This is a genomic window from Acinetobacter haemolyticus, from assembly GCF_003323815.1.
Classification (GTDB): Bacteria; Pseudomonadota; Gammaproteobacteria; order Pseudomonadales; family Moraxellaceae; genus Acinetobacter; species Acinetobacter haemolyticus.
This window is the reverse complement of the sequence record NZ_CP030880.1, coordinates 2,578,613-2,601,255: the sequence shown is the minus strand read 5'-3', so window position 1 is coordinate 2,601,255 and position 22,643 is coordinate 2,578,613. Positions and strand designations below refer to the sequence as shown.

Annotated in this window: 21 protein-coding genes, 2 tRNA genes and 1 other RNA gene; 16 read left to right on the top strand and 8 right to left on the bottom strand. The window is 39.9% G+C overall.

Translation table 11 applies throughout. The annotated features are described in order from the left end of the window. Position 1: 1 nt before the first annotated feature. Positions 2 to 1,879 carry a DNA primase gene (locus tag DS737_RS11895; protein WP_113997614.1) on the bottom strand — a complete coding sequence of 626 codons (1,878 nt, stop codon included), beginning with the start codon at positions 1,877 to 1,879 and terminating at the stop codon, positions 2 to 4. Between the two features lie 187 nt (positions 1,880 to 2,066). After that, the gene (locus DS737_RS11890; RefSeq protein WP_004638161.1) at positions 2,067 to 3,056 is read right to left on the bottom strand and encodes an outer membrane protein assembly factor BamD; all 990 of its coding nucleotides are present in this window, start codon (positions 3,054 to 3,056) and stop codon (positions 2,067 to 2,069) included. Positions 3,057 to 3,127: 71 nt separating this feature from the next. Here DS737_RS11890 and rluD point away from each other — a divergent pair, with 71 nt between their 5' ends. The 3 genes from rluD (at position 3,128) to DS737_RS11875 (ending at position 5,654) form a co-directional block, all read left to right on the top strand. Continuing rightward, positions 3,128 to 4,177 carry a 23S rRNA pseudouridine(1911/1915/1917) synthase RluD gene (rluD, locus tag DS737_RS11885; protein WP_113997613.1) on the top strand — a complete coding sequence of 350 codons (1,050 nt, stop codon included), beginning with the start codon at positions 3,128 to 3,130 and terminating at the stop codon, positions 4,175 to 4,177. Between the two features lie 80 nt (positions 4,178 to 4,257). After that, entirely contained in the window at positions 4,258 to 4,998 is a 741-nt protein-coding gene (gene pgeF, locus DS737_RS11880; RefSeq protein ID WP_113997612.1) for a peptidoglycan editing factor PgeF, read from the top strand. 83 nt (positions 4,999 to 5,081) lie between these two features. Then, complete coding sequence (locus tag DS737_RS11875) at positions 5,082 to 5,654, top strand: flavodoxin family protein (protein WP_113997611.1); 573 nt, start codon at positions 5,082 to 5,084, stop codon at positions 5,652 to 5,654. A 37-nt stretch (positions 5,655 to 5,691) separates the two neighbouring features. On the opposite strand, the gene smpB is transcribed toward DS737_RS11875, so the two are convergent. After that, a complete protein-coding gene (smpB, locus tag DS737_RS11870) occupies positions 5,692 to 6,168 on the bottom strand; it encodes an SsrA-binding protein SmpB (protein WP_004638165.1) in 477 nt (158 codons plus the stop codon). A gap of 129 nt (positions 6,169 to 6,297) precedes the next feature. Between smpB and coaD the strand changes: the two genes are divergently transcribed. The 5 genes from coaD to DS737_RS11845 all read left to right on the top strand — a co-directional run bounded on the left by coaD (position 6,298) and on the right by DS737_RS11845 (position 7,888). Then, on the top strand, positions 6,298 to 6,789 hold the full coding sequence (gene coaD / locus DS737_RS11865; RefSeq protein WP_004638166.1) for a pantetheine-phosphate adenylyltransferase: 492 nt from the start codon (positions 6,298 to 6,300) through the stop codon (positions 6,787 to 6,789). A gap of 1 nt (position 6,790) precedes the next feature. Then, entirely contained in the window at positions 6,791 to 7,054 is a 264-nt protein-coding gene (locus DS737_RS11860; protein ID WP_005081519.1) for a YfhL family 4Fe-4S dicluster ferredoxin, read from the top strand. A 26-nt stretch (positions 7,055 to 7,080) separates the two neighbouring features. After that, positions 7,081 to 7,436, top strand: an RNA gene (rnpB, locus tag DS737_RS11855) — RNase P RNA component class A. A gap of 61 nt (positions 7,437 to 7,497) precedes the next feature. Then, a tRNA-Met gene (locus tag DS737_RS11850) sits at positions 7,498 to 7,574 on the top strand. Between the two features lie 237 nt (positions 7,575 to 7,811). After that, a tRNA-Met gene (locus DS737_RS11845) sits at positions 7,812 to 7,888 on the top strand. Positions 7,889 to 7,990: 102 nt separating this feature from the next. Here the strand turns inward: DS737_RS11845 and DS737_RS11840 are convergent. Both DS737_RS11840 and DS737_RS11835 read right to left on the bottom strand, forming a co-directional pair. Next, complete coding sequence (locus DS737_RS11840; protein WP_004638176.1) at positions 7,991 to 9,022, bottom strand: hypothetical protein; 1,032 nt, start codon at positions 9,020 to 9,022, stop codon at positions 7,991 to 7,993. Next, positions 9,015 to 10,640: an NAD+ synthase gene (locus tag DS737_RS11835; RefSeq protein ID WP_113997610.1), complete on the bottom strand. Its 1,626-nt coding sequence runs from the start codon at positions 10,638 to 10,640 to the stop codon at positions 9,015 to 9,017. Before DS737_RS11835 ends, DS737_RS11840 begins: the two co-directional genes overlap by 8 nt. Before the next feature lie 845 nt (positions 10,641 to 11,485). On the opposite strand from DS737_RS11835, the gene DS737_RS16010 reads away from it, so the two are divergent. Continuing rightward, positions 11,486 to 11,650 carry a hypothetical protein gene (locus DS737_RS16010; protein WP_005081532.1) on the top strand — a complete coding sequence of 55 codons (165 nt, stop codon included), beginning with the start codon at positions 11,486 to 11,488 and terminating at the stop codon, positions 11,648 to 11,650. A gap of 55 nt (positions 11,651 to 11,705) precedes the next feature. Here DS737_RS16010 and DS737_RS11830 read toward each other — a convergent pair whose 3' ends face one another. The 3 genes from DS737_RS11830 to DS737_RS11820 form a co-directional block, all read right to left on the bottom strand. Then, on the bottom strand, positions 11,706 to 12,230 hold the full coding sequence (locus DS737_RS11830; RefSeq protein ID WP_113997609.1) for a hypothetical protein: 525 nt from the start codon (positions 12,228 to 12,230) through the stop codon (positions 11,706 to 11,708). Positions 12,231 to 12,304: 74 nt separating this feature from the next. Next, positions 12,305 to 12,757 (bottom strand): CopD family protein, encoded by a 453-nt coding sequence (locus DS737_RS11825; protein ID WP_113997608.1) that lies wholly within the window; start codon positions 12,755 to 12,757, stop codon positions 12,305 to 12,307. A 32-nt stretch (positions 12,758 to 12,789) separates the two neighbouring features. Beyond that, the gene (locus DS737_RS11820; protein ID WP_113997607.1) at positions 12,790 to 14,019 is read right to left on the bottom strand and encodes a beta-ketoacyl synthase N-terminal-like domain-containing protein; all 1,230 of its coding nucleotides are present in this window, start codon (positions 14,017 to 14,019) and stop codon (positions 12,790 to 12,792) included. Positions 14,020 to 14,309: 290 nt separating this feature from the next. On the opposite strand from DS737_RS11820, the gene DS737_RS11815 reads away from it, so the two are divergent. The 7 genes from DS737_RS11815 to DS737_RS11785 all read left to right on the top strand — a co-directional run bounded on the left by DS737_RS11815 (position 14,310) and on the right by DS737_RS11785 (position 22,597). Continuing rightward, positions 14,310 to 15,647: an EcsC family protein gene (locus DS737_RS11815; protein ID WP_113997606.1), complete on the top strand. Its 1,338-nt coding sequence runs from the start codon at positions 14,310 to 14,312 to the stop codon at positions 15,645 to 15,647. Between the two features lie 171 nt (positions 15,648 to 15,818). Beyond that, positions 15,819 to 16,193, top strand: coding sequence for a 30S ribosomal protein S12 (rpsL, locus tag DS737_RS11810; RefSeq protein WP_004638184.1), 375 nt, complete (start codon positions 15,819 to 15,821; stop codon positions 16,191 to 16,193). Between the two features lie 160 nt (positions 16,194 to 16,353). Further along, positions 16,354 to 16,824: a 30S ribosomal protein S7 gene (gene rpsG / locus DS737_RS11805; RefSeq protein ID WP_004638185.1), complete on the top strand. Its 471-nt coding sequence runs from the start codon at positions 16,354 to 16,356 to the stop codon at positions 16,822 to 16,824. A gap of 177 nt (positions 16,825 to 17,001) precedes the next feature. Next, a complete protein-coding gene (gene fusA / locus DS737_RS11800; protein WP_004638187.1) occupies positions 17,002 to 19,140 on the top strand; it encodes an elongation factor G in 2,139 nt (712 codons plus the stop codon). 92 nt (positions 19,141 to 19,232) lie between these two features. After that, positions 19,233 to 20,423 carry an elongation factor Tu gene (tuf, locus tag DS737_RS11795; RefSeq protein WP_005081540.1) on the top strand — a complete coding sequence of 397 codons (1,191 nt, stop codon included), beginning with the start codon at positions 19,233 to 19,235 and terminating at the stop codon, positions 20,421 to 20,423. Between the two features lie 201 nt (positions 20,424 to 20,624). Next, entirely contained in the window at positions 20,625 to 21,506 is an 882-nt protein-coding gene (locus DS737_RS11790; RefSeq protein WP_004642138.1) for a metal-dependent hydrolase, read from the top strand. Between the two features lie 206 nt (positions 21,507 to 21,712). Then, positions 21,713 to 22,597, top strand: a complete 885-nt coding sequence (locus tag DS737_RS11785) for a metal-dependent hydrolase (RefSeq protein WP_004638188.1) — start codon at positions 21,713 to 21,715, stop codon at positions 22,595 to 22,597. Positions 22,598 to 22,643: the final 46 nt, after the last annotated feature.

Sequence of the window (22,643 nt, the reverse complement as noted above, 5' to 3'; positions counted from 1 at the left end):
GCTAAGACAACAACTTCAAACTAATTTGCTTCGTTAACTCATTTAATTGTTGGCGTAAATTGCGTGATTCTATCAGAGAGATAGGTGATTTAAGTTTGAGCCTTAAATATTTTTCTTGTAAATTTAAAGAGAAGTCTCTCGCTAATTTGTCGGCCACTTCTGGTGCTTCAGTCAAAGACTCAATGTTGGTACGCTGCATAATATCTGCAAGCTCATGGCTATAATGACTACATGCACCGAGTACATAATAAGTTGCCAATTCCTGATCATCGGGTAGATCGTCAAATACAATATTTAATACAGCTAAGATCTTCGCCAATAGCTCATTTTGATCGATGACTGCACGCAGCTCTTCAAAGTGGATATAAAGAAATGGGTGGTGCATCAAGATTGCTATTGCAAAATCTTCATCTTTAGTATGGATATTAAAAGATAAAGATGCATCATGGCTAATTTGTGGGGTAAAGCGTTTGCCTAGACCCAGTTTTTCGCGGAACGATTGAGTGAGCAAATAACGAAATGAGCCTTGCTTAGGGAGTAGCTCGGTCAATTCACGGAGTTCACCCATGACTAAGCTTTTACCTTCAGGGGTGCTAATATCATGTTGCCCCGTTAAATGAGCAAATACAAAATCAGATAATAATGGCGCTTGTTGTAGCAATTTTTGGAAATTTTCCAAACCCTCTCGACGAATCAGCGAGTCCGGGTCGTGTTCATTGGGGAGTACAAAGAATTTTAACTCACGCCCATCATTAAGTAAGGGCAGTGCAATTTCTAAAGTTCGTCGAGCTGCTTTTTGTCCCGCCGCATCACCATCAAAAGCGATGGTAATACGAGAGTTTTGTTTAAACAAGGTATTCAAATGGTCTGCATTACTTGCTGTTCCAAGCGTTGCGACAGCGCCATTGATGCCGTATTGCTGTAGGGCAATTACGTCCATATAGCCTTCAACCATCAACCAATCATTGGCTTTGAGTTTACGCCCCTCATATAAACCATAAAGCAGTTGGTTTTTATGGAAGACTTCTGAATCAGGGGAGTTAATGTATTTAGGCTTAATGTCATCATTCAACGCACGTCCACCAAAACCGACCACACGACCTTTATGGTCACGAATCGGAAAAATTACACGATCCCGTAATAAATCAAAATCTCGACCACTGTCACTAGAGCGAATCAATCCAATTTGTTTTAAGCCTTCTATATCCTGAGGAAAGGCTTTTTCTAAGTGTTGCCAATCCTCTGGTGCATAACCTAAACGCCAGAATTGAATGGTTTGAGCCGATAAGCCACGGTGTTTGAAATAATTTTGCGCTTTTTGGCTATGGGGAAGTTGACGCTCATAGAATTGTGCCACATTTTCCAAGAGGTCATACAGGTTGCCTTCTTGCACTTGTTCATCCATGCCGAAGCCTGGATCGAATTGTGCAAAGGGATCGTCCATAAACCGATCCATATCAACAAAATGCTCATCCATGGGTTCATGAATAGCGTGATCTGTTGTTGATGAGGGAGATATCTTTTCAGGCGGAGAAGGTGGCGTCTGAGGGCTACGTTTATAAGAGAGTTTTTTGTTGTCGTGATTATCTTTGGGTAATTCTATTCCAGTCTGATTAGACAGATCCTTCATCACGTCGATAAAGTTACGACTGTCAATGTCCATTAAGAAACGAATCGCATTTCCATTGGCTTGGCAGCCAAAGCAGTGATAATACTGTTTATCACGATAGACATGGAAGGATGGTGTTTTTTCTTGGTGAAAAGGGCAACAGCCAGAATATGTTCGTCCAGTTTTTTTCAATTTCACACGTTGACCAATCAAATCGACGATGTCGGTTCGATCTAGGATTTGATCAATTGTATGCTGTGGAATTGCCATGAGAGGTTACCATTTAAAACTGGGTAGAGCATTTGGAAGAATGCAAAAATGTTCTTTATCATTGTTGCATAAAATGAAAAACAGGCAAGGATTAACTTGCCTGTTCGCATAATGAGATCAGGTGGCGTTGACATTTTAACCATGCGTTACGTTATAGACTAAAACTACACACCCGAACACTTAGAAATTAATTTGCTGCATCTTCTTCGCTGCTTTGTTCAGTTTCTGGTTTATCAAATAATCCGAAACTTAAACGGTTGGTTAAGCTACGACGAGGTGGTTCGATTTGAGTCTCGTTATTTTCAACTTCAATGTGTTGAGATTCACGCCCCAATAAACCTAAGGTTGCACGGTTAACCCAGCTGCCTTCTTTACGTGCAGCACGAAGATTAACTTCACCATTTGATTTGACTAGATTTGGATAATTGAGCTTAAGAATCTCAATATATTGTTGGGATGTTGCCTTATCCCCAAGTTGTTGATAGCTATAAGCTAAAGTTGCTAATGCTTCAGGTGTTTGTGGGGTTTGAGGATAATACTCAAGAACCCAACGAGCACGTTCAGCCGCTGCTAACCATGCTTTACGTTGAATATTGAAGCGCGCAGCATTCATTTCACTTTCAGCAAGTTCTTGACCGATATATTTCATGCGTTGCGCAGCATCAACAGAATATTGGCTGCTAGGGAAGCGACGAATCAAATCAACGAAATTTTGATAAGCAACTTTAATATAGCTTACGTCACGATGCGCCTGTTTCAATGAAGTATAACGAATTAAGCTATCGTAGTTCATTTCCATATTCGCAACACCACGAACATAGTAGGCATAGTCTACATTAGGATGCTGTGGATTTAAACGAATGAATCGATCCGCAAGTGCAATCGTGCCTTCATAATCTTTCTGTTTAAATTTTGCGTAGAGAAGTTCAAGTTGTGCTTGCTGGGTATATTGTCCAGTTGGGAAGTAAGTATCTAACGCTTCTAATGATTTCACTGCGTCAGTATATTGATTGCGTTCAAGAGATTTGAGTGCTTTTTCAAAATAAACTTGTTCACTTGATTGTGGTCCTTTATCAACCACTTCTTTCTTACTCGGATTGCTGCTACAGCCCACAAATGCAGATGCTACACCTAAAGAAAGTGCGAGCACTGTAATTTTATAACGTGGTAGCGACATAAAAACTCCTCTGTTATTCTGGGCAATAAGCTACAATGGTACTATTAAACCATTTTTGTACCGATCATCAAATGACTTCAGCACAATCTTCCAATTCAAACTTCTCTGAAACAGATTTCTTACTCGAAGATTCTGTCGATGCAGATAATCATAATTCTGACTCAACTGCAACACGTTTATCGTTGCAAGTTCAACTCGATGAAAACTATTTAGGTCAACGCATTGATCAAGTCGCTGCGCTGGTGTGGAATGAGTTTTCTCGTGAAAAACTTAAGCAATGGATGAAAGATGGGCATCTATTAGTAAATGGCAATATTGTAAAACCCAAATACCGTTGTGAAGGTAATGAATTATTAACGCTTGAAGTTGAACTCGAGGCACAAACATCCAGTCAGCCTGAAAACATTCCCTTAAATATTGTCTATGAAGATGACGATATTATTGTGATCAACAAAGACGTGGGAATGGTGGTTCATCCAGGTGCTGGTAATCCGACAGGGACTTTGGTGAATGCTTTACTTTATCATGTACCAAAACTTGCTGAGCTAGCACGTGCTGGTTTGGTTCATCGTATTGATAAAGATACCAGTGGACTATTGGTCGTTGCTAAAAATTTAGAAGCCCAGTTTTCATTGAGTAAACAATTAGCCAAAAAGACAGTTTACCGTGTCTATGACCTTGTGGTGTATGGAAATATTATTGCAGGTGGCACCATTGATGAACCGATCAAAAGGCACCCTGTAGACCGCGTCAAAATGGCAATCCTGCCTGGTGGTCGTGATGCGGTAACACACTACAATGTGAAAGAGCGTTTCCGTGATTTCACTCGTGTTCAAGCGCAATTGGAAACAGGGCGTACCCATCAAATCCGTGTGCACTTTAGCTATTTAGGACATGGGTTAGTGGGAGATCCTGTGTATGTCAATCGTGTGCGCTTTCCAGCAGGGGCTTCAGCTACGTTAACTGATATGCTTCGTGGCTTTAAGCGTCAAGCGTTACATGCTGCAAAATTGGGCTTAGTCCATCCACGTACAGGTGAGGACATGATGTTTGAAGCACCTTGGCCAGAAGATTTTACTCAGTTGGTTGAAGTTCTTCGTAGTGAAAATGAAGCCTATTAAGTAAAGCTCCCTTTTAATCAGAGGGGGCTTTGCCTCCCTTTCAAAAGGTGAGCAATATATTTTGCAAGGGGAGGGATTTTATGGAATTTGTACAGGGTTTGCCCAAAGGTATTTTTGTTGGCCAAACGCGTATTGGAAATGACCAAGCGATTGCAACATCCAATATAAATTTAGCTGGATTTAATTTGGCTTTACATGTCAATGATGATGCACAGCGTGTGCAACAACACCGTATGTTTTTGTTAAATCAATTTTCAGAATTTGGTGTCAATAAGCTGACATGGTTGACTCAAACCCATAGTACGATTTGTCATACTGTAAATGAACAAATTTCATTTATCGCACTTGAAGGTGATGGTCTCGTCACGCAACGCAAAGGTCATGCACTTATGATGATGACTGCCGACTGTCTACCTATAGTTTTAGGCAATGCTGAGGGGACAGAAGTTGCCAATTTACATGCGGGTTGGCGTGGTTTGGCGAATGGTATTGTTGAAAATACGGTTACTCAAATGCAATCTTCGCCAACATGGGCATGGTTAGGAGCGGCTATCAGTCAACCTTGTTTCGAGATTGGAGCTGAAGTAAAAGCTGCTTTTTGTGATAAATATCCTGAATTAGAGTCTGCATTTATGGTGGGGCAAGTCGAGGATAAATATCAGGCAGACCTCTATGCGATTGCTCGATTTATTTTAAATCGCTTAGGTGTTGAAACCGTTTTCGGCGGGGGACAGTGCTCTTATCAACAGGCGGATGAGTTCTTTTCATATCGCCGTAATAGTAAAACAGGACGAATGGCAACTTTTGTATTTATGCAATAAATTGCATTGTTTTCAATTGTGATTCGCCTTGCTTGTGCGAAAAATGTTAAACTTGACTCAATTCATTGGTTTTAAAAGTTTCCATGTTTGTTCTTGATTCTGCTACTCCCAAAGTTAAAGTTTGTGTGGTTTATCATAGCCCCTATGGTCATACTGCTAAAGTTGCACAATACATCGCTCAAGGCGCTGAACAAGCTGGCGCAGAAGTTCATGTGTTATCTGTGGCCGCTGTTCAGTGGGAGTTTTTAGATCAAGCGGACGTAATTGTGATGGGTTGTCCAACCTATATGGGTAGTCTGACGTCAGCTTTAAAACAGTTTATGGAAGATTCTTCGAAACGATGGTTAGCACGAACATGGCAGGGTAAACTAGCAGCTGGCTTTACCAATGGTGGTGGTCTAAGTGGCGATAAACTTGCAGTGTTGCAGCAAATTAACTTATTTGCCATGCAACATGGCATGTTATGGGCTGGTTTACCTTTTATGCCGACTGGACGTAGCCCTTTAGATATTAATCGTATGTCGAGTTTCTTGGGTTTAATGACGCAATCAGATAATGCGAGTGTTGAAGTAACTCCACCTGAAGGGGATCTGGAAACTGCAAGAAAGTTTGGAAAATACTTAGCCGAATTGAAGCTGAAACATTTTACTGTTTAATAGTGCAATAAAAAAAACCTCCAATAGGAGGTTTTTACTATTTATGCAACATCCGTGCTTTATCACGTTGCCAGTCACGGTCTTTTTCTGTTGCGCGCTTGTCATGCAATTGCTTACCTTTTACTAAAGCAATTTCAAGCTTTACTAAAGGTCCTTTCCAATAACATGCTAAAGGTACACAAGAATACCCTTTTTGATTCACTGCACCTAAAAGCTTTTCTAACTCGCGGCGAGATAAGAGCAATTTACGTGTACGTGTTGCTTCAGGTACTACATGTGTTGAAGCAGATAATAAAGGCTGAATTTGTGAGCCAAATAAAAAAGCCTCGCCATTTTTAAAAATGACATAACTTTCAGTCAAGCTCATACGACCAGCTCGAAGTGATTTTACTTCCCAGCCTTGTAAGGACATGCCTGCTTCAAATTTTTCTTCAATAAAGTAATCGTGGCGCGCTCTTTTGTTTTGAGCAATCGTGCCACCATTATGTTTTTTTACAACTGTTGCTTGCGCCATAATTCAAACTTCCACAATTGCATATATTGTGCCGTAAAACGTAATCTTTTTCCATCATTTAGGAATTTAGCGTTTAGGCTGAACTTTTGTTAAAATATGCACCTTATCTCATTAACTAGAGTACAACGCATGTCTAAAACACGTGTGATTTATCCGGGGACCTTCGATCCAATTACCAATGGACATGTAGATTTGGTTGCAAGAGCATCAAAAATGTTTGATGAAGTTGTAGTGGCAATCGCGATTGGGCATCATAAAAATCCTGTGTTTAGTTTAGAAGAACGCGTTGAGCTAGCAAAAATATCATTAAGCCATTTAGACAATGTTGAATTTGTTGGTTTTGATGGCTTGTTGGTGAATTTCTTTCGTGAGCAACGTGCGACAGCGGTTCTCCGTGGTCTAAGAGCGATTTCTGATTTTGAATATGAATTTCAGTTAGCCAATATGAATCGCCAGCTTGATCCCCAGTTTGAATCAGTTTTTTTAACGCCATCAGAGCAGTATTCATTTATTTCATCGACTTTGGTGAGAGAAATTGCACGTTTGAAAGGGGATGTGACTAAGTTTGTGCCTGCCGTTGTGGTCGAGGCCTTTGCACGAAAACATCAACAGGGCTGGTAGCGTGTCATTATATATTACAGATGAATGCATCAATTGTGATGTCTGCGAGCCTGTATGTCCAAATGAAGCCATTTATATGGGTGAGTTGATTTATGAGATTAATCCATCACTTTGTACAGAGTGTATAGGGCATTTTGATCAGCCACAGTGCCAATTATTTTGCCCAGTGGACTGTATTCCTTTGGATCCTACGCATGTGGAATCACATGATGAGCTTATGGAAAAATACAAAAAATTAACAGCGCAAAAAAAATCGAGCAATTAACGTCGAACTTTGATAATATGCGCCACGAAGTGGGCTGGACGGTCGCTGCTGTGGAGGTCTCCGTGACTGAAGCAGGGGAGGAAAGTCCGGGCTTCATAGGGCAGGGTGCCAGGTAACGCCTGGGCGGTGTAAACCGACGGCAAGTGCAGCAGAGAGTAGACCGCCTCATTCGTGAGGTAAGGGTGAAAGGGTGCGGTAAGAGCGCACCGCGTGTCTGGTAACAGTTCACGGCAAGGTAAACCCCACCAGAAGCAAGACCAAATAGGAATCCTGAGGCACGGCCCGTGCTGGATTCGGGTAGGTCGCTTGAGCGTATGAGTGATTGTACGCCTAGAGGAATGATCGTCCTCGACAGAACCCGGCTTACAGGCCCACTTCTAAGATTTTTTAAAATTATGCTTGACGAGTCTAGTGAAAGTTAAGATAATGCGCGCACAGTTTTAGGCTATGTAGCTCAGTTGGTTAGAGCACCGCACTCATAATGCGGGGGTCACAAGTTCAAGTCTCGTCATAGCCACCATTTTATAGACCACGCTCCTGCGTGGTCTCTTTTTATCTGCTATTTTTAGCGATTGCGCTCAGTTTCTAATGGTCTTTGTAAAACTAGAATATTGAAAAGCACTTATGAAATGTTCTATTTGCTGAAAAATAATCAATCGATATTCGTATGCATAAAAAGTGCGCATATGTTTTGTTTTTTCAATGTCATAGGCTTGACCTGCATAGCATAACACTAGATAATGCGCTCACAGTTTACGGCTATGTAGCTCAGTTGGTTAGAGCACCGCACTCATAATGCGGGGGTCACAGGTTCAAGTCCCGTCATAGCCACCATTTTATAAACCACGCTCCTGCGTGGTTTTTTTTATTATGTATTTGTTCATATGACGAGAAGTTTGCTAGTCATTATATGGGCTACTTTGACTAGCAATAATATTAAAGGTGTTTCTCGATCGTGATCAAAGTTTGAGTGCTTTGATAAAAAGGCTGCAAGATTAAAGTAATGAGTGGCTCAAGAACATCGTGTTCATCTAAGGCAATTACGACTTTAGGGTAAAAACGCATTGCCTCATTTAATAAATCTGTTTCTTCTAAGCCAATTGCTGCAAAAACTTCTTCTAAGCTCTCATCTTTATAAAAGTCGTAGAATACTTTGACACCATATAAAATTAAATCTTGTAAAAAAGCAGATTGACGTAATTCTTTCCAATATTCATAAATCATGACAAAGAATTCTTCGACGTCAAGCGGTGTTACTTGTTTGGTATATTCTGATAAAGGTTTTGCTTTATTGTCATCCCAAATATTACGAGCGAGACTTTCTAAATCATCATTAGAAAGTAGGCTTAAATCAGCCAGTTGTTCTTGAATAAGGCGTGCAATACTTTCTTCAATTTTATGCTCAATACGTTGTTGTTGACGATACGAAAAGGTTTTGAGTTTATGTTGCCATTCATATTTACTTTCAGCAATTCGCTCTTCATCTATTTGTGAAAATAGTTTGGGTAATTTGTTCTGCAAAGTTGTTGTTGCAATGTATTGGCATAACTGCTGAATAGAAGGGCTTTCTTTTAAGAAATGATTGAGATAATGACGAATATTTTCAAGTTCTAAAATCTTGGATAACCAGATTTCGAATTGATGATCTGAGAAAACATCTTGTAATTGAGCAGAAGATTGTAAAGAAAAGACATGAAGCTTTTGTGCGATCTCACCAATAAACTCTAGTAGTCCTGCCCCAAGCTGCATTTCAAATGCATAACGTTTAACTACAGCCTGAATTTGCTCAAGTTCTATGACTTCTTTGAGTTTAATATTCGGTGCGTGCTGTAAAATGAGTTGGATGAATTGCTGGAAGAAATCAGCAGAAAGTTGTGTAGTGAGTTGGTTTTTATAAAAAGCCACTTGCTCAAGCAAAAGTGCTTGAGCAAGTAGTTGTGACTTTTCAGAAACAACTTTTTCAGTCATTCGCAGTCCATCCATTGACGATTGGGTAGCGTCGTTCACGATTGAATGCACGGGAACTAATACGTGGACCAATCGCGCCTTGACGACGTTTATATTCATTTCGATCAACCAAGCGAATCACTTTTTCGACCACTTCAGCTTCGTAGCCTTTTGCGATAATGTCTGCTTGGCTTAAATCTTCTTCTATATAAGCATATAAGATTGCATCAAGTACATCGTAAGCAGGCAAAGAATCTTGGTCTTTTTGGTCAGGACGTAATTCTGCTGATGGTGGACGAGTAATCACACGCTCAGGGATAACAGGCGTTTCGCTTAGACTATTACGGTATTTTGCTAATTCGAATACGATAGTTTTATATACATCTTTGAGCACAGAGAAACCGCCGACCATATCGCCGTATAATGTACAATAGCCAACTGAGATTTCAGATTTATTACCTGTAGATAGCACGAGATTACCAAATTTATTGGATAAACCCATGAGTAAGGTGCCACGTGCACGTGCTTGTAAGTTTTCTTCTGTTGCATCAGCAGGTGAGTTTCCAAAAAATGGAAATAGTGTTTGCATGAAGCTATTTACGATTGGATGAATTTCGGCAATTCCAAAAGTTACCCCCATATGACGTGCTTGTTCGGTTGCATCTTCTACACTCATTTGAGAGGTGTAGGTATAAGGCATCATCACCGCTTGTACTTTATCAGCACCAATTGCATCAACAGCAATGGCAAGTGTTAAAGCTGAATCAATACCGCCAGACAGACCTAAGATCACACCAGGAAAGCCAGAGCGCTGTACGTAATCACGGGTGGACATAACGAGAGCTTGATAAATTTCAGCAAAAGTATCTAATGCAGGAATCGCATCAGCTTTTTTAAATTGCTTTTGCGCCACGTCATACTCTGTAAAGTAAACAGCTTCTTTAAAGCTTGGCGCTTGCAATGCGAGTTCACCATTATGATTATTGACGAAGCTAGAGCCATCAAAAATAAGATCGTCTTGGCCACCGACCTGATTCACATACACAATATTCAGGTTTAGTTGTTTTGCGAGCTCACTCAAAGTCTGAATACGGTGTTGAGGCTTACCAACTTCGTAAGGCGAAGCATTTAAGATCAAGACTGTTTCAACATTTAGTTGGCTCAGTTGTTTTACTGTATTCAATGACCAAACATCTTCACATATAAGGACACCAAATTTATGACCGAGATACTCAAACACTAAATGCTGATGACCTTCTTGGAAGTAGCGCTTTTCATCAAACACACCATAATTGGGTAAATTATGTTTGTTATAGATGCCTAAAACCTGACCATCTTTCATCACTGCAGCTGAGTTATAGCGATGACCATCTTCTGTTTGGTGAACAAAACCAAAGACCATAACGATATCTTTTACTTCGCTTAACTGAGCAAACGCCTTTTGTGTGCGTTTTTGTAAGTTCGGGCGAAGTATAAGATCTTCAGCTGGGTAGCCTAGCGTTGATAGTTCTGGAAAGACGATCAAATCAGCTTGTTGTTGTTTCGCTAAATTAGCCTGTTCAACCATCTTTTGAGTATTTGCGTCAATATTGCCAATATGCGGAGAGAATTGAGCAAGGGCAATTTTAAAATTTTTCATTCAAACCTAATCCTAAGTCTTAACTAATGATGATATGCAAGCTTTTGATTTGTATAAGTATAGTTTTAAAAAACAAATGCATATCATGGTGTCAAACGTTCTGTATCTTAAAGAAAAATGACAAGTTCACTAATATATACTAAATGCGCATTTTTCTGCGTAAAAATAACAAGTTTTTCTGTATAAAACATCTAGATTTGTTGGTGGAATTTAGCATTTCTCAATATTTATGTTGGGTTGAAGCATGTTTGTGAATAAATTCTGTTGCTTAAGCGCTTTTTCATTATATTTTTTCAAAATTTAATGACAATCCAATGACCAGTATTGTATTGAATTTGGTCATACAAAATAAGATTTGTTTAAAAAAAACACAAACTATCTGATGCTAATCTAACTATATAAAATTATTAATTTAATTTCTTCAATACGTTATTGAGTTGTGCTTGTTTTTTATACCGTTCGTCGGGAATCCAATTGCGACACTTGAGTGTACATTTGTGCACTGCTATTATCCTAATTAATGTGAACGGGTGTACACTGTTAAGCAAGCTTATCGAATGTCATCCAACATAAAGAGAGGTAACAAATATGTCTGTTTTATTTTTTCTTGTGATTGCATCTATTTTGGCAATAGTTGTTGGTCGTGTAGGTACAGTTCTATTTCAAAAAACTGAGTTTGATCATATTTAGGAGATGAACATGTCAATTATATTATTTCCAGTTGTTGCATCTGCTTTAGCGATCGTTGTTGGTCGTGTAGGCACAATCATATTGCAACATCAAGATGAATCGAAGTAATACGATTTTAACTGTCACCTATAAATTATATGAGCGAGGTAACAATAATGATGGTTCCTATGATTTTATTTCCTGTGGTTGCGTTTGGTTTAGCAATTGGTATAGGACGTGTTGGTACAATTGTTAAAGATGCAATGCGTGTAGATTTTACGACTGAAATGGATGATAGTCATGAACTCAAATCTGAAAGCCAAAAAGGTTCTGCTGCGTAAAGTAGATTCTGATTTACTCACTTAAAAAGCCCTGTGGATAAAATAACAGGGCTTTTTATTTTTTAAGAATAATATTAGGGACTTTTTTGAGGAAAATATCACGAGCGATGTCTCCCTGTTGTTCAATGTTGTATTGAGTAAATGCTTTACCCTCAACAAAATGATATTTATAGGGGTTATATAGTTTTAGACTTAAATAATAACCCAGTTGTAATAGAGCGCCTTTTAAAATGACATTGGTTTGTTGTTGATATTGAAGAATATGGGTAAGTTCATGAATAAAGATGCTTTGTAAAGTAATTGAACATCTTGAATAGTCTGAATGGAAATACTTTTGATGGACATATAAATTTCCGTTTGGCGCAATAAAAATATTGGTGGGTTGCCAAGGTAAGTAGGGGATATTAAAAATTCTAATTTTTGAATAATCAATAAGGTCACCAAAGACGGGTCGAGCCATCTCAATCTCAGCTAGAGTGAGTCCGCGATAAGCAAATTCATTTATCCTAAAAAAAACAATCAAACTAGAAATGAATCTCGCTTTTAATTCTTGAGTCAATCGATACCAAAGTTTGAACATTTTGAGAATCTAAGGTGAGTGGTGTTTAATAAATTATCTAGTTTTTTAATATAGCGTCTAAAGAAAAACCCCAGTTAAAACTGAGGCTTTACAACAACTAAAATGATGATCGCAAATAAAAGCAGCGTTGGCATTTCATTGAAAAAGCGCCAAAACTTGTGCGATTTGTAGTGTGCGTTACCAATCAACTTTTTGCGATAATAACCACACACTAAATGGTAAATCACCAACAATCCAACCAATCCGACTTTAAGATAAAACCATATTGCTTCATGGTAATGTCGAGTTGCATCGCCCCATTCAACGAGAAAGTGGGCAGTCACTAATGTGGCAATCATAGATGGCCACATAATGCCACGATACAACTTACGTTCCATTACTTCAAAGCGTTGGTGACTAATCGCATCTTCACTCATCGCATGATAAACATAAAGGCGTGGTAAGTAGAACAATGCTGCGAACCAACATACCACAGCGATAATATGTAATGCTTTTACCCACAAGAAAGCATCAGAAGGTGCATCCATCGATAATCCTACGTGTGTATTTCACGTGGGATTTAGGTATCCCACTTCTTGAAAATAAGGCAGGCGTTAACACCGCCAAAACCAAAACTGTTACTCATTACAGTATTCAGTTTCGCATCACGTTTTTCAAGTACAATATCGAAACCTTGTGCGCCTTCATCTAACTCGGTCACATTAATGTTTGGTGCAATAAAATCATTTTGCATCATTAATACAGAGTAAATGGCTTCTTGAACGCCTGCTGCGCCTAAGCTGTGACCTGTCATTGATTTGGTTGAGCTAAATGCAGGAACTTGACCTTCACCAAATGCACGCTCCATTGCTTTTAGTTCAGTAATGTCGCCTGCTGGCGTAGATGTGCCATGTGTGTTGACGTAATCAACTTTTTCTACACCATTTTGTTTGGCTTCATCCAGCGCCATAAGGATACAGCGAGTTGCACCTTCACCTGATGGTGCAACCATATCAGCACCATCACTATTTGCTGCATAGGCAACAACTTCTGCTAGGATGTTTGCACCACGAGCTTGAGCGTGTTCAAGCGACTCAAGGATAACGAAACCGCCACCACCAGCGATGACGAAACCGTCACGGTCTTTTGAGTATGGGCGTGATGCAGTTTCAGGTGTGTCATTGTATTTAGAACATAATGCACCCATCGCATCAAACAATAGGCTTTGTGACCAGTGATCTTCTTCACCACCACCTGCAAGCATTAAATCTTGTTTGCCTAGTTGGATTAAATTATAAGCATAACCAATAGCATCTGCAGAAGTTGCACAAGCACTGGTAATCGAATGAGCAATACCTTGTAGTTTTAAAGCGACACCAACATTCGCGGTAATGGTATTACTCATGTTGCGTGGGACGAAGAAAGGTCCAATTTTACGTGCGCCTTTTTCTTCAAGAAGTTTTACCATCTCTGCAACAGAAGCTGTTGAGTTACCACCACTACCGCCTGCGATACCATAACGTGGATTGTTGGCTAAATCTTCTTGTTTTAAACCTGCATGTTCTACCGCGGCAATCGCTGCATTGTAGGCATACATCGCACATACGCCCATGAAGCGTTTAAGTTTACGGTCGATACCATCAAAATCTTGCTCGGCAGCAGCGCTGACATGGCTTTTGAAATTAAGTTCGGCATAAGTTGGGTTAAAACGTGTCCCAGAGATTCCATTTTTTAAAGAATGAGTCACCTCTTCTAAAGAGTTACCGATGCATGAGTTAATGCCCATACCAGTGATTACAACACGTTTCATTTACAGTTCCCTTTTATGGTAATACTAAGCCTTGTATATCATCGCTATGCAAAATAACGAGGAGAAGATAATGATTAAAACGGCTTATGTGTGAATGACATCATGATAACAGAAAGGTTTTTTATTTCTTATGGCAATTTTTATGCCTATTTTCAGTTGTGTAAATTTTGGTAAAGATCCACTATCTGTCGACAAAAGGTAATGAAAGTATACAGATAAAAGTTGAGATAAATCTGTATTCAACCTAGTATTTACCTAGAGATGCACACAATATACAACAGAGGTACTTGATGACAAAATCTAAAAACAAACCAGCTTCAGGTTTATTTGCACAAGCCTTTGGAGTGGCTAAAAAGCTCAGTTCGGAATTACAAAAACTTCAAGTTGCCCCAACGACATCTGGTGGTGAGCATGCTCATGCAGCCAATATCATTGAGGGGAGCGCACGTATAAAAAGTCCATTTGAAGTAGAAAAGTATGAAAGTCCTCAGCAGATGTTGCGTCAACAATTGCCTAAATTTTCACATCAGTTGTTAGGTCGCCACTACGCAAAGGTGAATAATGTGGCTTCTTTTGTGTCACCAGATTTAGGTGAAAAAGTTTCAGACTATTTATTTCAGTGGTTAAATGAGTTTAGTTCCAATAGTTCATTGACTGAGAAAATCTTAGATGAGGCTGGCGTAACAGATATTATGGAACTTACCAAAGATACAGGGCGTTCGCAGCGTTTAAGCCAAGCACTGATCGAACAAAATAAGCTGTTGGCTGCTGCTCAAGGTGCGGTGACTGGTGCAACAGGTGTTTGGGGCGCTGCAATAGATATTCCTGCATCTTTTGTTTTGGCATTGAGAACTATTTATCAAACAGGTCGTTCACACGGTTTCGATTTAACAGATGAGGTTGATCAGGATGTTGTGGCATTTGTTTTTAAAGAAATTGATTTAGGGTTGGTTGCAGAAAAGCAAACACTTTTACTTGCTTTGAAAGCTTTGAAATCAATGTTAGAAACCCATGATTTGCAGCAATTCCAACAGCTTCTAGGATCAAACAACGATATTGAATTGGTGAAGCAATGGTTGGTTGATGATCAAGGTCAATTTAAATGGGGATGGCTAAATCGTATTCCTCAGGTTTCGATGGTAGGGAAACTAACGCCAATTGCTGGTGCGGCATTGGGTGGTTTTTATAGCTGGAAGCTACTAGAAGATGTTGGACATAAGTCACAATCAATTTTTGGAGCAGCGCGTTTTTATTTAAATGAACATCCAAATGAACAAATTTCGGCATTGGAGGCTTATTTCAAAGCTGAAGCTCTACTTCGCAAGGAACCATCTAAATATTTAAATCAAGCCGATAATACGGGATTAAAAACAGATGATTTGAAGAATGATGTGATTACCCACGTCGCTGTGCAGTTGAAACACGATGTATTGCCTGAACAAAATGACGACAAAGTTAGTGATGGTTTACAGCAACTTGCTGAGCAATATGTTGAAGAGCATGAGCACACTGAACAACAGCCTGCTTTGAAGTCTGAGGAAGTAGAAGAATTTGTGGCTGAAACGCAGGAATCAACAACTGAGCAACAAACTATAGACATAGAGCCAGCTTCAACCAAACACAGCTGATTCGGTCTTTACTTGCTGTTTACATCGAAGCAACGTTTTAGACAAACAATGGTCAACATGCAGCTTATTGCATTGTTGACCATTGTTGCATCTTGGCTTACAATTATGTGCCCTTGAAAAGAGGTGTTTTTTCTTTTTTTCGAGGTTGTTTAATAACGGGAGAATTGCCAAATGGCAACAACAAATCAGTTGATCCGTAAGGGTCGTACAACTTTGATTGAAAAATCAAAAGTTCCTGCGTTGAAGGCTTGTCCACAACGTCGTGGTGTATGTACACGTGTATATACGACTACTCCTAAAAAACCTAACTCAGCAATGCGTAAGGTTTGCCGTGTTCGCTTAACTTCTGGTTTTGAAGTATCTAGCTACATCGGTGGTGAAGGTCATAACTTACAAGAGCACAGTGTTGTTCTTATCCGTGGTGGTCGTGTTAAAGACTTACCAGGTGTACGTTACCATACCGTTCGTGGTTCTTTAGACTGTGCTGGCGTGAAAGATCGTAACCAGTCACGTTCTAAATACGGTGCGAAACGTCCTAAGAAGTAATTCTAGGCAACTTGCCCAAGCAACCCTTTAGCGTTTCGCTTGTTTGAATTCTTCATAGATTTGTAATTCAAGCGACGTATAGTAAGGCCAGCGTCATGTGCATGACACTTGTACAAACTGCTGGATTATCCTGAAGTGTCATAATATTAGGTGTATTAAAATGCCAAGACGTCGCGTAGTCGCTGCTCGTGAGATCCTTCCAGATCCAAAATTTAGCAGCCAAACAATCGCTAAATTCATGAACCACGTAATGCAAGATGGTAAAAAATCTGTTGCTGAAGGTATCGTTTACGGTGCTTTAGAACGTGTTCAAGAAAAAAATAAAGTAGACCCAGTTGAATTTTTCGAGACTACTCTTGAAAAAGTTCGTCCTATGGTTGAAGTAAAAGCACGCCGTGTTGGTGGTGCTACTTACCAAGTACCTATGGAAGTACGCCCATCCCGTCGTACTGCCTTAGCTATGCGTTGGTTAGTAGATGCTGCTGCTAAGCGTTCTGAAAAAACGATGGCTTTACGTCTTGCTGGTGAGTTGCTTGATGCAGCTGAAGGTAAAGGTGCAGCAATCAAAAAACGTGAAGACGTGCATCGTATGGCTGAAGCCAACAAAGCCTTCTCTCACTACCGTTTCTAAGCGGATAAAACAGTCCCTAATCAGGAGAGTATTCATGCGTACCGCTGCTCGATTCAACATCGCTCTTTACCAAAGTGGGGGCTTTGCGGGTATTTAAGTTGTCTGCTTGGATATTCGTGCGCATCAATATAATTGGTGCGTCCTGTTTTAAATATAACATTTAGGAATGTAGACATCATGGCTCGCCAAACCCCTATTACTCGTTACCGTAACATCGGTATTTCTGCGCACATTGACGCAGGTAAAACAACTACAACTGAACGTATTTTGTTCTACACAGGTGTATCTCACAAAATTGGTGAAGTACACGACGGTGCAGCAACAATGGACTGGATGGAACAAGAGCAAGAACGTGGTATTACCATTACTTCTGCTGCTACGACTTGTTTCTGGTCTGGTATGGCTAACCAATTTGACCAACACCGTATCAACGTAATTGATACACCGGGACACGTAGACTTCACAATCGAAGTTGAACGTTCTATGCGTGTTCTTGATGGCGCGTGCATGGTTTACTGTGCAGTTGGTGGTGTACAGCCTCAGTCTGAAACTGTATGGCGTCAAGCAAACAAATATAAAGTGCCTCGTTTAGCATTCGTGAACAAGATGGACCGTACTGGTGCAAACTTCTTCCGTGCTGTTGAACAAGTTAAAACTCGTTTGGGCGGTAACCCTGTTCCAATCGTTGTGCCAATCGGTGCTGAAGACACATTCCAAGGTGTTGTTGACCTTATCGAGATGAAAGCGATTATCTGGGATGAAGCATCTCAAGGTATGAAGTTTGAATACGGTGAGATTCCAGCTGACCTCGTTGATACTGCTAACGAATGGCGTACTAACATGGTTGAAGCGGCTGCTGAAGCTTCAGAAGAGTTAATGGACAAGTACCTAGAAGAAGGTGATCTTTCTAAAGAAGACATCATCGCTGGTTTACGTGCTCGTACATTAGCATCTGAGATTCAAGTGATGCTTTGTGGTTCTGCGTTCAAAAACAAAGGTGTTCAACGTATGTTGGATGCTGTGATTGAATTCTTACCATCACCGACTGAAGTTAAAGCAATCGAAGGTATTCTTGACGATAAAGCTGAAACTAAAGCATCTCGTGAAGCATCTGACGAAGCACCGTTCTCTGCACTTGCGTTCAAAATTATGAACGATAAGTTCGTAGGTAACTTAACATTCGTACGTGTTTATTCTGGTGTTCTTAAACAAGGCGATCCAGTTTATAACCCAGTTAAGTCTAAGCGTGAACGTATCGGTCGTATCGTGCAAATGCACGCGAACGAACGTCAAGATCTTGATGAAATCCGTGCAGGTGATATCGCAGCGTGTGTAGGTCTTAAAGACGTAACTACTGGTGATACATTATGTGATGAGAAAAACATCATTACTCTTGAGCGTATGGAATTCCCTGAGCCAGTAATTTCATTGGCTGTTGAACCAAAAACTAAAGCTGACCAAGAAAAAATGTCGATTGCTTTAGGTCGTTTGGCGAAAGAAGATCCATCGTTCCGCGTTCGTACAGATGAAGAATCTGGTCAAACAATTATTGCTGGTATGGGTGAGCTTCACCTTGACATCATTGTTGACCGTATGAAGCGTGAATTTGGTGTTGAAGCGAATATCGGTAAACCAATGGTTGCTTATCGTGAAACGATTAAGAAAACTATTGAGCAAGAAGGTAAATTCGTTCGTCAAACAGGTGGTAAAGGTAAATTCGGTCATGTATATGTTCGTTTAGAGCCACTTGATGTTGAAGCTGCTGGTAAAGAATACGAATTTGCTGAAGAAGTTGTAGGTGGTGTAGTACCTAAAGAATTCTTTGGTGCGGTTGATAAAGGTATTCAAGAGCGTATGAAGAATGGTGTCTTGGCTGGTTACCCAGTTGTAGGCGTTAAAGCTGTTCTTTATGATGGTTCTTACCACGATGTCGACTCTGATGAATTGTCGTTCAAAATGGCGGGTTCATACGCTTTCCGTGACGGTTTCATGAAAGCAGATCCGATCCTTCTTGAGCCAATCATGAAGGTTGAAGTTGAAACTCCAGAAGACTACATGGGCGATATCATGGGTGACTTAAACCGTCGTCGTGGTATGGTTCAAGGTATGGACGATCTTCCTGGTGGAACAAAAGCAATTAAAGCAGAAGTTCCATTGGCTGAGATGTTTGGTTACGCGACTCAAATGCGTTCTATGTCTCAAGGTCGTGCAACGTATTCTATGGAATTCGCTAAATACGCTGAAACTCCACGTAACGTGGCTGAAGGCATCATCGCTAAGTTCCAAGCTGGCGGTAAAAAAGGTGACGACGAGTAATCTTTCGATTACTATATTACCCAACTAAAATTTAGTTAAAAACCAAGTGCTCATGGGTGACCCTCATGAGCAGTTTATAAAGGAAGATCATCATGGCTAAAGCCAAGTTTGAACGTAACAAACCACACGTAAACGTGGGTACAATTGGTCACGTTGACCATGGTAAAACAACTTTAACTGCTGCGATTGCAACAATCTGTGCAAAAACTTACGGCGGTGAAGCGAAAGATTACTCGCAAATCGACTCTGCTCCTGAAGAAAAAGCACGTGGTATTACAATTAATACTTCACATGTAGAATACGATTCTCCAATCCGTCACTACGCTCACGTAGACTGCCCGGGCCACGCCGATTATGTTAAAAACATGATTACTGGTGCTGCTCAGATGGACGGCGCGATCCTTGTGTGTGCTGCGACTGATGGTCCAATGCCACAAACTCGTGAACACATCCTTCTTTCACGTCAGGTTGGTGTACCGTACATCATCGTATTCTTGAACAAGTGTGACCTTGTTGATGATGAAGAATTACTTGAATTAGTAGAAATGGAAGTTCGTGAACTTCTTTCTACTTATGACTTCCCAGGTGATGACACTCCAGTAATCCGTGGTTCTGCGCTTAAAGCGTTAGAAGGTGATGCTGGTCAATACGGTGAGTCTTCAGTTCTTGCACTTGTTGAAGCGCTTGATTCTTACATTCCTGAGCCAGAGCGTGCAATCGATAAAGCATTCTTGATGCCAATCGAAGACGTATTCTCAATCTCTGGTCGTGGTACTGTAGTAACAGGCCGTGTTGAGTCTGGTATCGTTAAAGTAGGCGAAGAAGTTGAAATCGTTGGTATTAAAGATACAGTTAAAACAACTGTAACTGGCGTAGAAATGTTCCGTAAACTTCTAGACGAAGGTCGTGCGGGCGAGAACTGTGGTGTTCTTCTACGTGGTACTAAGCGTGAAGACGTACAACGTGGTCAAGTGCTTGCTAAACCAGGTTCAATCAAGCCACACACTAAATTCGATGCAGAAGTATACGTACTTTCTAAAGAAGAAGGTGGTCGTCACACTCCATTCCTTAACGGTTACCGTCCACAGTTCTACTTCCGTACAACTGACGTAACTGGCGCGATCAAATTACAAGATGGCGTAGAAATGGTAATGCCTGGTGACAACGTAGAAATGTCAGTAGAGTTAATCCACCCGATCGCAATGGACCCAGGTCTACGTTTTGCGATTCGTGAAGGTGGTCGTACTGTAGGTGCTGGTGTTGTTGCGAAAGTAACTGCATAATTGCCCTAGAGTAATAAAAAAACACCCCTTTGGGGTGTTTTTTTATATCAATTGTTTGACAATTTTATTGAATAGTGTCCCAAACTGATACTTTGCTGTCCCAAACTGCACTTAATTGATTCTTATAAAAACGTAATATAAAACTCAAGAAAATGAACAATAGAACTAAGTGGAGTGCTCCACTTAAAAGGAGTTGGCAGCATGAATGCTAAAGTGAATATTTCTAATCGTGCGGGTGCAAGTTTTCCAGTACGTCGTATGAATTTTGACTTCGATCAAGTCCCTGAATATTGGATGAATGGTTCAGCAGGACTTACACATTTTATGACGGCGTTATCTGCATTATTCCCAGATGGTGAAAAATTATTTATCGACGCTGTACGTGCTGTACGTTATCACCCAACAATTAAAGATAATGCGGAATTACAGAAAGAAATTAGTGCGTTTATTGGTCAAGAGGCGATGCATACGCAGGAGCATGTAAACTTCAATGCTTCTGCTCAAAAATACGGTCATGATGTACGATCTTTAGAACAGATTACTGGGCGTTATATTCAATTTGCGCTTAAAAACTTTTCTAAAGTTGTGAAGCCTTTTGGAATGACTAGAGAAATGGTTGATTTAACTGCAACCACAGCTTTAGAACATTTTACAGCTACGATTGCTTCTGAATTATTGCGTAATCAGCACATTCAAGACTTAATGACCGATGAAACCATGTCTTATATGTGGTTCTGGCATGCTGTTGAAGAAAATGAACATAAAGCAGTTGCTTATGATGTTTATGAGGCAGTGTTTGGTAAAGGTCTTAAAGCTTATAGTTTACGTACTACAGCACTGGTTTTTGCGATGGCGTTGATTTTTATTCTTCAATCATACTTTACTTTGCGTTTGCTTCAACAAGATAAGAAGTTGAATCTAAAAGAGCTTGGTATGATTTATAAATATGGTTATAGCCCATCAAAAGGAATTATTACAGGTATGGCGGGTGAAATGTTGGCTTATTTCAGACCTCGTTTTCATCCAAATGATTTAGATACAGTTCAATTACTTAAAGATTGGAAAGCAAAGTTAGGTCTGTAATTCAATTTTGAAATTACTTTGAGAGAAAGGGCGCAATATTGTTGCCCTTTTTTATACATGAAAATTAAATTTAAAATAAATTGTCTTAAATGACATGTCCTAAGATGATGCTTTTGTGACCTTATATGCACTTATTTCATGCATGTGAATCAGCGTATAACTATAAATAGATCATGATTATTCAAAAAATGTTTTAGGAGAACGGTATGAACGCTAAAGTCAATATTTCAAACCGAGCTGGTGCAAGCTTCCCTGTACGTCGAATGGATTTTGAATTTGGTGAAGTACCACGTTATTGGGCAAATGGTGATGCTGCATTGACACATTTTATGACCGCACTTTCTGCACTGTTCCCTGAAGGTGAACAATTCTTTGTGAATAGTACTCGCGCTGTTCGAAATGATCCTAAACTTGCTGATCCAAAATTACAAAAAGAAATCAGTGCATTTATTGGTCAAGAAGCGATGCACTCTAAAGAACATTTGGCTTTTAATGCATCAGCACAAGCCTATGGTTATGATGTACGAAAATTGGAAGCCCAGACTGGTAAAGTGATAGATACCGCAGCTACGATTATTTCAACTGTAATGAAACCGTTCGGTTTTACTAAAGAAATGATTGGTCTAACGGGGACATGTGCTTTAGAACATTTCACGTCTACGATCGCGGAAGAACTGTTGAGCAATCCAGATATTCAGGCAATGTTCCAAGATGAAACAATGTATCACCTTTGGATGTGGCATGCGGTAGAGGAAAATGAACATAAAGCTGTTGCCTTTGATGTGTACGAGGCAATGTATGGTCAAGGTGTTAAAGCTTATTTTATGCGCTCGTTAGCTTTGGTTATTGCGATGGGGCTTATCTTTATCACTCAATCCTATTTTACAGCGACATTACTCAAAACTGATGGTAAGTTGACATGGCGTGATACCAAATACATGTTGAAGTTTATGTATGGTTATAAAGGTTTTATGACACGTCAAATACCAACATTACTCGCATTCTTACGACCAAATTTCCATCCTAATGATGATGATACGACTGAACTGTTGAATAAATGGCGTGCGGAATTAGGTTTTAATCCGAACTAAAATGATGGGCAATTAGATTGCCCATTTTTTTATTCAAATTTTGGTT